The following is a 13,048-nucleotide window of genomic DNA, read 5'->3' as shown; positions in this document are numbered from 1 at the left end:
ATCAAGCCGCCAAGGCATCATTGATTTCATTGAGCAGCGGGTCGAGTTCCTCGCCGAACAGCTCGACCATGGCGCCGATGCCGCCCTCGCCATCGAAAGGCGCATAGTCGAAGTCCTCGAGCTCGATATGGAAGCTGGCCGCCACATGGTCGCGGATCATTTCCAGCCAGGCCTGCTGTTCGGGGGTAAACTTGGTGCGGTTGCCGGCGTGGCGATCGAAGATCCAGCGCTTGAAGTTGCGCCGCACGGTCTCGGCGTAGGGCGTCAGCGTCTCGTCCCAGCCGCAGACGCGGCGCACCAGGGCAACGATCTGGGCCAGCTCGCTGCGCGGCTGTTTCACCGTCACGTCATCCAGGGCCGCATAGGCCTCCCACACCCTCGCCGGGGCCAGGCCGGGCTGCTCGCGCCTCAGGGTGGTGAGCAGTTCCTTGATCATCGCCTGGGTCAGCTCGGCTCGCCGCTGGGGCTGGGCATAGTAGATGGTCAGGGCGGTGAGGTCATCCCGATGGGCCTCCAGCCAGGCGGCGAAGTCGCGGCGCAGCGCCGCGCGGTGGGTCTCCAGCTCGCCCTCCCAGCCGCTGTGGGTCAACTCGTCCAGATTGACATCGTCCACCACCTGCTCGCTGCGCTGGCGCAACTCTTCCAGCAGAGTGGTCAGCGGGCCGTTGATCGGCGCGCAAGCGGTCGCGGCGCGCGCCTCGCGCACCTGATCACGCTGTTCGCTGGTCACGGTCTCCTGCTCCGCCAGGCCGAACCGCTGGCGGGCCTCGACCTCGATGGCGTCGGGATCATCAACGCCGAGCAGTCGCGAGGCCAGTTCGTTGAGACCCACGCCGCCGGTCTGCTCGCGCACCTGGGCATGCTGCTCGGCATCCAGGCGCTTGGCCAGGCGTGCCAGGCGGCCGGACAGGCTGCTGAGCGTCTCCTCGTCACGCACGCCCAGGGTCACACCCGTCATCAGATCCCTGGTGGAGACCGTGGGCGCCTTCTCCAGGGCACCGGTCTCGCGCTTCTCGGAATCCTTGACACCCACCGCATCCACCAGCACGAAGCCCTCCTTGGGGCCTTTGGCAGTGGGTGATACGGCACGCAGACCGTCGGCATCCAGGCTGCGCGTGCCGCGCCCGACCATCTGCATGTAGTAGTTGCGGCTCTTCACGTCGCGCATGAACAGCAGGCATTCCAGCGGCTTCACGTCGGTGCCGGTGGCGATCATGTCGACGGTCACGGCGATGCGTGGCAGATAGTCGTTGCGAAAGCTGGCCAGCACGCTGCGCGGGTCCTCGTCGATGCGGTAGGTGATCTTCTTGCAGAAGTCGTTGCGCTCGGCGAACACCTCGCGGGCGATGCGGATGATATCGTCGGCGTGGCTGTCGGTCTTGGCGAAGATCAGCGTCTTGGGCACCTCGACGCGACCCTCGCGATCCACTCGCTCGGGAAACATCTGCGGCAGGCCATCGCGAAAGGCCTGGAGCACGGTGCGAATCTGCGAGGGATTGACCACCGAACGATCGAGCTGGGTGCCCTGGTAGTCGAGGGGTTCGTCGAGTTGTTGCCAACGCCGGCGGCGGGTCAGCCGCTCGCGCTTCTCGATCAGCTCTTCGGCCTCGATACGGCTGCCCTGGCGGGTGACCTCGGTATCGATCCGCCAAACTCGGTGGTCGACGTTGACGCCGTCGACCACCGACTGCTCAAGGGTATATTCACTCACCACATTCTGCTGGAAGAAGGCATAGGTGCGGCTATCCGGCGTGGCGGTCAGGCCGACCAGGAAGCTGTCGAAGTACTCCAGCACCTGGCGCCAAAGGTTGTAGATGGAGCGATGGCATTCATCGATCACCATCGCGTCGAAGAACTCCGGTGGGATCTTCGCATTGTAGACCACCGGCAGCGGCTCACGGCGCAGCGCCTCGAGACCCTCCGGCGGCGATTCCTCGTCGACCTCGTCCAGCGGCTCGCCCTTGAGAATCGAGTAGAGGCGCTGGATGGTGCAGATGATCAACTCGGCATCCGCCGGCACATGACTGCTGGTCAAGCGGCTTACCGTATACAGCTCGGTGAACTTGCGGTTGTCGTCCTGGGGCAGATACTGGGCAAACTCCCCCTCGGCCTGCTCGCCGAGGTTGCGGGTGTCGACCAGAAACAGCACACGGCGCACGCCGCCGAACTTGAGCAGCCGATAGATGGAGGTGATGGCGGTAAAGGTCTTGCCGGCCCCGGTGGCCATCTGCACCAGGGCACGCGGTCGCCCTTCGGCAAGTGAGGCTTCCAGCCGTGAGATGGCCTGGAACTGGCAGTCGCGCAGCCCGGTGGGCCCAAGCGGCGCACTTGCCGGCAGCGCCTGCAGCCGAGCCCGCAGCGTCTGCGCTTCAGCCAGCTGCCTGGCCAACGTTTCGGGGCGGGGAAACTGGAAGAGTTCGCGGGCCCGGGGAACGGGGTCGCGCAGGTCGGTGAACCAGGTGATGGTACCCGTCGACTCGAAGACAAAGTACAGTGCAACCTGGCCGAGATGCTTGAGCGCCGAGTTCGCATAGCGGCTGGACTGATCTTCGACAACGTTCAGTCGCTCCGCGGCCTCTTCACGCTTGGCCTCGATCACGCCAACCGCCTGACCATTCACCATCAGCAGATAGTCCATCGGGCCGGTATCGGTGGGAAACTCGCGTACCACCACGCCGCATGCCACATTGGGCGCCAGTTCGTGCATGGTCTGCACCGTCCACCCGGACGCCTCCAGCTGGCGGTCGATACGTCGACGCGCTTGCTGCTCCGGGCCAAGCCCCCCTGCTTCCGTTGCCATACTATTCATCCTGAAGGAGCCACATCACCAATTGCGTGGAGACTCCCAGCATACCGATGTCAGCTGTGTGCTTCACCCTTGCCGACATGCCGGGCCAGTCTGGGAAAGTCCGAGCCAAGGTCGCAATGCGTCGGGTGGCCCGGCCGCGCTAGGCTATGGCATCGTCAGGACAGACCCGAACAACAACAGGAGACACCCATGAGCGAAACGACCCCACCGGTGCTGCGCCACGATGCCGAAGGCGTGACCACCCTGACCCTCAACCGCCCGGGTAGCTTCAATGCTCTCTCCGAGGAGATGCTCGAAGCGCTGGGCACCGAGCTCGAGCAGCTGGCCGACGACGGCGCCGTACGCTGCGTGGTGCTCGCCGCCGAGGGGCGCGCCTTCTGCGCCGGCCACGATCTCAAGCAGATGCGCGCCCACGGTGACGACCGCGACTACTTCCAGGCACTCTTCACCCGCTGCGCCAAGGTGATGCAGGCCATCGTCGAGCTGCCGGTCCCGGTGATCGCCCGGGTTCAGGGCATCGCCACCGCGGCGGGCTGCCAGCTGGTGGCGAGCTGCGACCTGGCGGTGGCGGCACGCTCGGCACGCTTCGCCGTCTCCGGCATCAACGCCGGGCTGTTCTGCTCCACCCCGGCGGTGGCCCTGTCGCGCAACGTGGCCCGCAAGCACGCCATGGAGATGCTGCTTACCGGCGAGTTCATCGACGCCGACACCGCCCGCGACTGGGCGCTGATCAATCGCGTCGCCGATGACGAGCGGCTCGACGAGGCAGTCGCCGAGCTTGCCACCAGCATCTGCGCCAAGAGCGCGGTGGCGGTACGCACCGGCAAGGCGATGTTTCAGCGCCAGCTGCGCATGCCCCTGGACGAGGCCTACACCTTCGCCGGCGATGTGATGGCCGGCAACATGCTGGCGGAGGACGTCGCCGAAGGCATCGATGCCTTTATCGAGAAGCGTCGCCCCGTATGGCAGGACCGCTGATCCCTGCGACAAGGGTTAATGGAAGCGATTTCCGAAGGCACGACAGACACCTGTCGACAGGGTATCCTGTGCCGGCGAAGCCAAGCCATAAGGAGCAGCAGGGTGAGTGAAGTGAAGCGCAGAACGGCGGGGCGTCCCGCGGGGTCGGGCAAGGCCAGCGGCGGCCACAGCCAGTCGCTGGTGCGCGGCCTTAATCTTCTGGAACGCCTGGCCGGGCACCCCGGAGGCCTGGCACTCTCGGAGCTCGCCGAACAAGCCGACCTGGCCCCCTCCACCACTCACCGCCTGCTGCAGGCGCTGCAGAGTCAGGGGTTCATCACTCAGGATAGCGAGCTCGGCGTGTGGAAGGTCGACGTCAAGACCTTTCGCGTCGGCAACAGCTTCCTCGAGGCCCGAGACTTCGTCGGCACCAGCCGTCCCTTCCTGCGCCGGCTCACCGACCAGACCGGCGAAACGGCCAACCTCGGCATCCGCGACGGCGGCACCGCGGTGTTCCTCGCCCAGAGCGAGTCGCCGCAGATGATGCGCATGATCACCCGCCTCGGCTCCCGTGCCCCGCTGCACGCTTCGGGGGTGGGCAAGGCATTGATGGCCTGGCTCCCCGAGGAGGAGCTCGAGCGGGTCCTTATCGAGCGCGGCCTGCCTCGGGTCACCGAGAACACCCTGCACACCCCCGGGAGCCTACGCGAGGGCCTGGCGGAGATTCGCCAGCTGGGTTTCGCCTGCGACCGCGAGGAGCATGCCATCGGCCTGCACTGCGTGGCCGCCTGCATCCACGATGAGCACGGCACCCCGCTGGCCGCCCTCTCCGTCTCCGGCCCGGTAGCGCGTATCCCGGAAGCACGCCTTCTGGAGCTGGGGGCCCTGGTGCGCGATACCGCCGCCGAGATTACCGCCCGGCTGGGTGGGTGTGTTCCGACGACAAGCTAGTCACTCGCAGGTGTGCGAAGACACGGCCGAACGCCCACTGATAAACTAGCAGGCTAATGGAATGGGCACGACATCGGGGCGCCCCCGAGGTCCTGCCCGTTTTCTTTTCTGCAGGATAATAATCTCAAGGAGATTCCGGTGCTGAGGCTGACTTCTCCCGCCACCATCCTGATCCTGGCCGCACTGACTGCCCTGGGCCCGCTGGCCACCGATATGTACCTGCCTGCCATGCCCAGCATGGCCGAGGCTCTCGATACCGGTCCCGACCAGGTTCAGTTGACGCTGAGCTTCTACATGGCAGGCTTCGCCCTGGCCCAGCTGTTTGTCGGGCCAGTCTCTGACCATTTCGGCCGCAAGCCCGTGATGGTCGCCGGCCTCGCGCTGTTTCTCGCTGCCAGCCTGCTATGCGTCGTCGCGCCGACTATCGAATGGCTGCTCGTTGGACGCTTTCTGCAGGCCTTCGGCGGCGCCGCAGGCCCCGTGCTAGCACGCGCCGCCGTGCGTGATATCTACGACCCCATCGCGGCCGGGCGCGCTCTCTCTCATATGGCCAGTACCATGGCGCTGGCGCCGGCACTGGCGCCAGCGGTAGGGGCAGGGCTTCTGCTGTTCTTCGGCTGGGAGTCGGTCTTTATGTTGCTGGCGATCTATGCCGCCATCATGCTGCTGATTCTCATCCTGATGATACCCGAACCGCTACCCGCCAATCGTCGACAATCGATGACGGCTGGGATGATCCTGGCCAACTACCGCATGCTGCTGACTCAACGCAGCTTCGTTGGCTATACCTTGATCAACGCCAGTGGTTTTGCCGGCCTGTTTGCCTTTCTCTCCGGGTCATCATTCGTGCTTATCGAGTACATGGGCCTGTCGCCTTTTCAGTACGGCAGCGGCTTTGTCCTGATCGTCGCCGGCTTCTTCTTCGGCACGCTATGCAGTGGCCGTTACAGCCAGCGCCTGGGACGCGACTACCTGCTGATGCTGGCCAGCCTGATGTGCGCCCTGGCCGGCACCACCATGGCCATCCTGGCCATCGCGGGGGTTCACGAACCATGGGCCGTGATCGCCCCCCACGTCATCTTCCTGTTCGGTTTCGGCATCGTGATGCCCCAGAGCATGGCCGGGGCTCTCGCCCCGAACCCTCAATGTGCTGGCTCGGCCTCGTCACTGTTCGGCTTCCTGCAGATGACGATCGCCGCGCTGGGCGGAGCGCTGGTGGGCCAGTTCCATGACGGCACCTCACGCACCATGGCGATTGCCATCGCGCTGGGCGGGCTGATTTCGTTCACGGCCTACGCTGGATTGATCAGACAGCGTGGCAAATCCTCGGTGTGAGTCGAGTTTGGCAGGCACTTGACCCCGCTCACAGCGGAGGTACACGAAACCATCTGCTACAACCGGTGAACCCGACCGCCCTCGGCGCTACACTAGCGGCCGTTCATTCGCCCCAGCCGAGGCCATGCCGATGAGTCACCATCTGCTCTCCGTCGATTCCCTGTCCCGCGACGATGTCGATCACCTGATGCGGGTAGCCGCCCGCATGGAGCCCATCGCCCAGCGGCGCCAGGTCACCCGCGTGCTGGAAGGGGCCGTGCTCGGCAATCTCTTCTTCGAGGCCAGCACCCGTACCCGGGTCAGCTTCAATGCCGCCTTCTGCCGCCTCGGTGGCAGCGTCTGCGACACCACCGGTTTCACCTTCTCCTCCATGGCCAAGGGCGAGTCGCTCTACGACACCAGCCGGGTGATGAGCGGCTACTGCGATGCCATCGTGATGCGCCATCCGGAGCTTGGATCGGTGGCCGAGTTCGCCGCCGCCACCCATGTGCCGGTGATCAACGGCGGCGACGGGCCCGGCGAACACCCAAGCCAGGCCCTGCTCGACCTCTACACCATCGACAAGGAGTTCACCCGGCTGGGCAAGTCGCTTGCCGGTGCCCATGTGCTGATGACCGGTGATCTGAAGTACGGGCGCACCGTCCACTCGCTGATCAAGCTGCTGTCCCTCTACGCCCCCATGCGCATCACCCTGGTGGCGCCGCCGGGACTGGAGATGCCCAGCCAGCTGATCGACCTGGTGACCTCCCGGGGCCACCGCGTCGAGCAGCGCGACAGCCTGGCCCAGGAGTATGCCGATGTGGACGTGGTCTATACAACGCGCATCCAGAAGGAGCGCTTTACCGCCGAGATGAGCGAGGGCTTCTGCCTGTCACGCGACTTCACCGTGGACCGTGCCTTCCTCGACACTCGCTGTGGACGCGACACCCTGGTGATGCACCCGTTGCCCCGGGACAGCCGCCCCGAGGCCAACGATCTCGATGTCGACCTCAACGGCGACCCACGCCTGGCGGTCTTCCGCCAGACCGACAACGGCATCCCGGTACGCATGGCGATCTTCGCCACCCTGCTCGAGGTGGACGAGCTGATCGAGCGGGAGCTGCGGCCGGTGCGCTGGTTCGTGCCGCCTCGCCTGGGCGTTGACGACCCGGCGCTGTAGGCAACGGGCGGAGTCGTTGCCCTCGCCTATGCTGAGGGGTGATCCCTTCCCCTTGGCGGCAAGAGGCACCACGACATGAATCTGCAACGCGCCTATCGGCTACTGGCCCTCTTCTATACCGTGCTGCTGCTGGTCGGGGCCATTGCCCTGCTGGCCGGCGGCGGCAGTGCCCTATCGCTGGTTCACCTCGCTCTCGGGGCCCTGGCGGTCGTGGGGCTATGGGGGTATACCCTCAACCGCGGCTTCATGAACCCGGGCCTTTGGCGACCCCTGGCGGCGGTGCTGGCCGTGGTGGCCCTGATCCAGCTGTGGGCGATATTCAGTCTGTCGCTCTCCGGCGAAATGCTCACCTGGATGCTGGCCAGCACGATCTTCTCGCTGCTGCTGGTGGTGATCCTCTATCGTTACGGCGACCGCGACCAGGCCCACTGGGCCACGCCCGAGGAGCTGGAAGCGGCCCGGCGGCTGGAGGCGATGCTGGAGGAGGGGGAGGGCCCGCTGCAGGCCGAGAGTCGTGATGGTGAACGCGAGTCTCGGGTCACGGTGGTCAAGACCGGCGATGCGTACCACGCCAGCGTGACGCGCCGTCGCCACGCCGAGCGCGAGGCCTTCGAGGAGCGCTTCCGCCACCCCGCCACGCTGGTGTTCTTCCTGGAAAAGTTCGCCGGCGTCTCGGTAGGAGATTTCAAGCGCCCCGACGCTGCCTGAGGCTCAGCGCTGCTCCACGCCCTTGCGGGGCAGCCCCTCACGGGCGACGAACCAGCGTTCGACGATCAGCACCGCGCTGATGCCGTCGACACCTTCGTCACGCCAGCTGCCCCGATGGCCACGCTCCCGGGCGATCGCCTTGGCCTCGCCGGTGGAGCCGCGCTCATCGACCATCTCGCAGGGCAACCCGTAACGCCCGAACAGGCGCTTGCCGAACTTGCGGGCACGGGTGCTCATCTCCTGCTCCTCACCCGCCGCCGTGAGCGGCAGGCCCACCACGAAGAGGTCGGGCTGCCACTCCTCGACCAGTCGCCCCACCTGTCTCCAGTCGGGAATGCCCTCCCGGGCCGGCAAGGGGTCCAGCTCCCGGGCGCTGCCCAGCAGCTCGTTGCCCACCGCCACACCGATGCGGCGAGTGCCGAAGTCGAAGCCCAGGATCAGGCGCTCGCCTGGCCTGGCCATCAACGACCTCCTGCCATCAGGGGACTGCTCATGAGTGCCCCGCCTCGCGGGTCATGAGGTTGAGGTCGACACCGAGAATACCCGCGGCGGCATTCAGTCGCTGCTCCGGTGGCACCTCGAAGAGGATATCGCTGCGCCCCTCCACGGTCAGCCAGGCATTGTCGAGCAACTCGGCCTCGAGCTGGCCCGACTCCCACCCGGCGCAGCCCAGGCACACCAGGAAATGTTCGGGGCCACGACCAGCGGCCAGCGCCTGGAGCATGTCCATGGAGGTGGTCAGGGCAACCTCATCGGTGACCTGAATGCTGGAGTCCCACTCATCGCTGACGCCGCGATGCAGGATGAAGCCACGATCCTTGTGCACCGGACCACCGAAGTAGACCGGTGCGTTGCGATGCGGACTCTCCTCGCCGCCGAGGTCGAGCTGCTCGAACAGCGCTTCCAGCGTCAGCTCGAGGGGGCGGTTGACGATCACCCCCATGGTGCCCTTCTCGTCATGGTCACACAGATAGCCGAGCGTGCCGGCGAAATTGGGATCTTCCTGGTGTGGCATCGCCAGCAGGAAGTGATCTTTCAGGCCGAAGTTTTCCACGGATTGCATGAGACTCCCCGGCGGTTCTAACGCACGCCGTAATTGTTGCCTTGACCGAACCGCCAGACGCGAGTGATGGAGAGCGTGTCCAGGTTGCCCATGCCCGCATCGAAGGGGCGATAGGGTGCGGCACCATGAACGGTATCCAGCGCCGCCTGGTCGAGTTCGGGATGTCCCGACGATTGTACCACCTCCGCCTGGCGCAACTCGCCACCACGACCGACTACCACCCGAATGCGCAGCTGGCCCTGAAGATGACGCGGTGCCGGATGCACACGGTTGCCATAGGCTTCGACACGTCGCGTCCAGTCATCGATATAGCGCGCCTCGGCGGCGCGCTGGGCGGCCTGACGAGGGGCTGCACTGTCGAGGCCCCGGGAGGTCGGTGCCAGGCCCTGCTCGCGGATGCTGCGAGTGGCATCGGCGAGCAGGTCACGGCCCGAGGCGGTCGGCGTCGCCACTCGAGGCTCGGCCTCGGCAGCCGCCGTCTGAGGGGCCTCACGGAGTGTCGGCGGCCTCGGACTCTCGGTCTCGGATTCCGCCACCGATGGCGCCTCCTCGACCGGCGGTGCCTCGGGAGTGACCCGCTCGGCCGATTCGGGTGGTGCCGGCGTGGCGGGGTCGACATCCCTGGCCCCCTGCTGCGCCGTTGCCGGGGCCTCCACCGGGGCCGCACGCGACTCGGCAGGCGCCTCCTCCTGCTGGGTGCCGGCCGCCTGCTGGTCGGTTTCGGCGATGGCCTCGGCGTTTACCGGCGCCTCGGCGGGGCGAGTCACCAACACCACGTCGAGGCTCGAGCGCTCGGGGGGGGGCGCGGCGAACTGCCAGCTCGCCACCACGCCGATCAGCGCCAGGTGCAGCAGCAGCGCCAGTGACCAGGCCAGCCAGCGCCGATAGGAGCGGGTGACCGGGGCATACTGGATGGGGTCGCCGACGGCAAGCGTCATGGTGGCCTCGCGCCTCAGCCTCGCGCCGCCGCGAGGCGACGCTCGATGGCATCCATCAGCAGGCCGGCGATATCGGTACCACGCTGGTCGTCGATCTCGCGCACACAGGTGGGGCTGGTCACGTTGATCTCGGTGATGAAGTCACCGATCACATCGAGTCCCACGAACATCAGCCCCTTCTCGCGAATCATCGGTTGCACCTGGCCAACCAGCCAGTGATCACGCTCGGTAAGCTCGCGACTGACTCCGTTGCCGCCGGCGGCCAGATTGCCGCGGGTCTCGCCCGCCATCGGTACCCGGGCCAGGCCATAGGGCACCGGCTCGCCATCCACCAGCAGGATGCGGGTGTCACCATCCTTGATCTCGGACAGGTAGCGCTGGGCCATGATCTGGCGCCGGCCACGCTCGGTAAGGGTCTCGATCACCGCCCCCAGGTTGCGCCCCTCGGGGCCGACATGAAAGATCCCGCTGCCGCCCATGCCGTCCAGCGGCTTGAGAATGACATCCTGATGCTCGGCATGAAAGGCGCGCAGCTCGGTCTCGCTGCACGAGACCAGGGTCGGCGCACAGCACTGGGGGAACTGCTGAGCGAAGAGTTTCTCGTTGCACTCGAGCAGCGCCCGGGTGGGGTTGACCACCAGCACCCCCTCGCGCTCAGCGAAGCCGAGCAGATGCACCGCATTGAGGAAGTCGGTATCCACCGGCGGGTCCTGGCGCATCAGGATCACATCCAGCTCGGCCAGGGGACGCGGCGAGGGCTCGCCCAGGTCATACCAGTGACCGGGGTCGCGATGCACCTCGAGGTCGCGCATGCGCCCGAAGGCTCGCCCATCACGCAGAAAGAGATCACCGGGTTCGAGATAGTGCAGCGAGGCACCGCGATCCCGGGCGGCCCACAGCAGGGCCAGGGAGGTATCCTTCTTGTAGGTGATGTCCGCGATGGGGTCCATCACCACGCCGATCTTCAGCGCACGTTCGCTCATGGGGTCGGATTCCGGTCGAGAGTATGAATAGGGCCAGTATGCCGGCTACTCGCCGCTGGGCGCCAGCCGGATGCCGGTAGGCTCCAGGGTGATCAGCCGACGCTTGTAGAGCCGGCCGATGGCCTGCTTGAAGGCGTTCTTGCTGACTCCCAGACGCGCCTTGATCTCGGCGGCATCGCTCTTGTCACCCAGCGGCAGGTAGCCACCGCTCTCACGCAGCGCCTTGAGCACCGTCTCTCCCACCACATCCAGGCGCGCCTCGCCCGGGGGCAGCAGCGAGAGATCCAGGCGGTTGTCCTCGCGCAGCCGCTTCACGTAGCCGGTCAGGCGCTGGCCACGACGCAGCGGTCGGGTCATGTCATCGCGATAGAGCACGCCCCAGAAGCGGTGGTTGACCACCGCCTTGAGGCCGAGGTCGGTCTGCTCGGCGACCACCAGAATCACCTCGTCGCCGGCGCGAAGCCCCTCGGCCTCATCGGCAACGAAGCGCTCGAGCTTCTGGGAGGCTACCGGCCGCCCCTGCTGGTCCTCGTAGATGCGGACCAGCACTCGCTTGCCGACACTGGGCCGGAAACGCTGCTCTCCATAGGGAAGCAACAGGTCACGGGGCTGCCCCCAGTCGAGAAAGGCGCCGATATCATTGACGGTGACCACCTCCAGATAGGCCACCTCGCCCACGTGACACTTCGGCGCACGATAGCGTCGCCCGGGGCGCTGGGCAGCAGGGCCAGAAGGGGCGGAACGGGAGTCGCGGCGATCGGTCATGATATATATCCATAGAGAGGTAGGGTGGAGCGGCACTCGATGGAGCCGAGCGAAAGTGTCAGCGATTCTCGTCAAGATCCCCGAAACGGTACTGCAGCAGGGAGAGTGCCACCACCGGAGCGGTCTCGGTACGCAGGATACGCGGCCCCAGGGAGAGCGGCCCGAAGCCAGCCTCGCGGGCGGCCGCGACCTCCGCCTCGGCCAGCCCACCCTCGGGACCGATCAGCAGGGCCACGCCGTCGGGGGGTGGCTCGCTATCCAGACCTCCGTCGGTCTCCGGATGCAGCACCAGGCGGAGTGCCTCGTCGCGCTCGACCAGCCAGTCGGCCAGGCCGAGGGGTGGGTGCACCGGCGGTACCACGGCACGTCCACACTGCTCGCAGGCGCTGGCCGCCACGGCCTGCCAGTGGGCAAGCTTCTTCGTTTCGCGATCACCCTTCAGGCGTACATCACCATGCTCGGTATAGAGCGGTGTGATGGCGGCCACGCCGAGCTCCACGGCCTTCTGGATGGCGTAGTCCATGCGATCCCCCTTGGAGATCGCCTGACCCAGGTGCACCGTCAACGGCGACTCGCAGGCTCCGGTGGTCACCGACTCGACACGCGCGACTACCCGCTTGCGCGAGGCCTCCACCAGCACCGCACTGGCTTCGAGGCCCGCGCCGTCGAACAGCCGCAGCGCGGCCCCTTCACCCAGGCGCAACACCCGCGCCACATGGCGGGCAGGCCCCTCGGGCAGAACGACGTCGCCGCCGACACGCAGGTCGGCGGCGACGTGGATACGCGGCGATCTCTTGGTCATCACCTTAGAGCCACTCGCGCTGCATCACTGGGTTGCCGGCGCGTCCTGGCCCTGTTCGGCCGCGCGCTGCTTCTTGCGGGCGTAGATCGCCTCGAAGTTGACCGGCGATAGCATCAGCGGCGGGAAACCACCACGATTGACCAGGTTATCGATGCACTCACGGGCATAGGGGAAGAGCACATTGGGGCAGAAGGCGCCCAGGGTGTGGTCGAGCTGCTCGCCCTCGATGCCGGTAATGCGGAACAGACCGGCCTGCTCGAGCTCCGCCAGGAAGGAGGTCGTGCCCTCCTCACTGTGGGTCACCTGAGCGGTGACCTTGATCGTCACTTCGTAGAGGCCATCACCCACCTGGGTGCTGGTGGTATCCAGGTTCAGGCCCACCTTGGGCTTGAAGGGCTGCTGAAAGACCGCCGGCGAGTTGGGTGCCTCGAAGGAGATATCCTTGACGTAGATGCGCTGCACGGCGAACTGCAGCTGCGGCTTGTCCTGCTGGCCGGCGGCCTGGCCGTCGGCGCCCTGGTTATTCTCTTCCGCCATGGGAAAGGTCCTTTTATACGGTAAACAAATTTACGGCAAAC

General features: G+C 66.3%; 13 protein-coding genes. 5 read left to right on the top strand and 8 right to left on the bottom strand.

Annotated features, from left to right (window positions below; all coding sequences use genetic code 11):
• Position 1 precedes the first annotated feature (1 nt).
• Positions 2-2,800, bottom strand: coding sequence for a type I restriction endonuclease subunit R (locus E0702_RS10315; protein WP_132043503.1), 2,799 nt, complete (start codon positions 2,798-2,800; stop codon positions 2-4).
• Positions 2,801-2,998: 198 nt separating this feature from the next.
• Between E0702_RS10315 and E0702_RS10310 the strand changes: the two genes are divergently transcribed.
• The 5 genes from E0702_RS10310 (at position 2,999) to E0702_RS10290 (ending at position 7,919) form a co-directional block, all read left to right on the top strand.
• Entirely contained in the window at positions 2,999-3,787 is a 789-nt protein-coding gene (locus E0702_RS10310; RefSeq protein WP_132043501.1) for an enoyl-CoA hydratase, read from the top strand.
• Between the two features lie 102 nt (positions 3,788-3,889).
• The gene (locus E0702_RS10305) at positions 3,890-4,717 is read left to right on the top strand and encodes an IclR family transcriptional regulator (protein ID WP_132043499.1); all 828 of its coding nucleotides are present in this window, start codon (positions 3,890-3,892) and stop codon (positions 4,715-4,717) included.
• A gap of 138 nt (positions 4,718-4,855) precedes the next feature.
• The gene (locus tag E0702_RS10300) at positions 4,856-6,052 is read left to right on the top strand and encodes a multidrug effflux MFS transporter (RefSeq protein WP_132043497.1); all 1,197 of its coding nucleotides are present in this window, start codon (positions 4,856-4,858) and stop codon (positions 6,050-6,052) included.
• Positions 6,053-6,182: 130 nt separating this feature from the next.
• Complete coding sequence (locus E0702_RS10295; RefSeq protein WP_132043495.1) at positions 6,183-7,211, top strand: aspartate carbamoyltransferase; 1,029 nt, start codon at positions 6,183-6,185, stop codon at positions 7,209-7,211.
• A gap of 75 nt (positions 7,212-7,286) precedes the next feature.
• Positions 7,287-7,919, top strand: coding sequence for a hypothetical protein (locus E0702_RS10290; protein WP_132043493.1), 633 nt, complete (start codon positions 7,287-7,289; stop codon positions 7,917-7,919).
• Positions 7,920-7,922: 3 nt separating this feature from the next.
• Here E0702_RS10290 and ruvX read toward each other — a convergent pair whose 3' ends face one another.
• The 7 genes from ruvX to secB are packed head-to-tail and all read right to left on the bottom strand — an operon-like array spanning position 7,923 to position 13,007.
• Positions 7,923-8,381, bottom strand: a complete 459-nt coding sequence (gene ruvX / locus E0702_RS10285) for a Holliday junction resolvase RuvX (protein WP_132043491.1) — start codon at positions 8,379-8,381, stop codon at positions 7,923-7,925.
• A 28-nt stretch (positions 8,382-8,409) separates the two neighbouring features.
• Entirely contained in the window at positions 8,410-8,982 is a 573-nt protein-coding gene (locus E0702_RS10280; RefSeq protein ID WP_132043489.1) for a YqgE/AlgH family protein, read from the bottom strand.
• A 17-nt stretch (positions 8,983-8,999) separates the two neighbouring features.
• Positions 9,000-9,920 carry a TonB family protein gene (locus E0702_RS10275; protein ID WP_132043487.1) on the bottom strand — a complete coding sequence of 307 codons (921 nt, stop codon included), beginning with the start codon at positions 9,918-9,920 and terminating at the stop codon, positions 9,000-9,002.
• A 14-nt stretch (positions 9,921-9,934) separates the two neighbouring features.
• A complete protein-coding gene (gene gshB / locus E0702_RS10270; protein ID WP_132043485.1) occupies positions 9,935-10,903 on the bottom strand; it encodes a glutathione synthase in 969 nt (322 codons plus the stop codon).
• A gap of 45 nt (positions 10,904-10,948) precedes the next feature.
• Entirely contained in the window at positions 10,949-11,668 is a 720-nt protein-coding gene (locus tag E0702_RS10265; RefSeq protein WP_132043482.1) for a CvfB family protein, read from the bottom strand.
• Positions 11,669-11,726: 58 nt separating this feature from the next.
• Positions 11,727-12,470, bottom strand: coding sequence for a 16S rRNA (uracil(1498)-N(3))-methyltransferase (locus tag E0702_RS10260; RefSeq protein ID WP_132043542.1), 744 nt, complete (start codon positions 12,468-12,470; stop codon positions 11,727-11,729).
• Between the two features lie 24 nt (positions 12,471-12,494).
• On the bottom strand, positions 12,495-13,007 hold the full coding sequence (secB, locus tag E0702_RS10255; protein WP_132043480.1) for a protein-export chaperone SecB: 513 nt from the start codon (positions 13,005-13,007) through the stop codon (positions 12,495-12,497).
• Positions 13,008-13,048: the final 41 nt, after the last annotated feature.

Origin of the sequence: Halomonas marinisediminis, from assembly GCF_004347715.1 — a bacterium.
Taxonomy (GTDB): Bacteria; Pseudomonadota; Gammaproteobacteria; order Pseudomonadales; family Halomonadaceae; genus Halomonas; species Halomonas icarae.
Note: the sequence above shows the minus strand (reverse complement) of the source record. Positions and strands in the feature narration are given on the sequence as shown.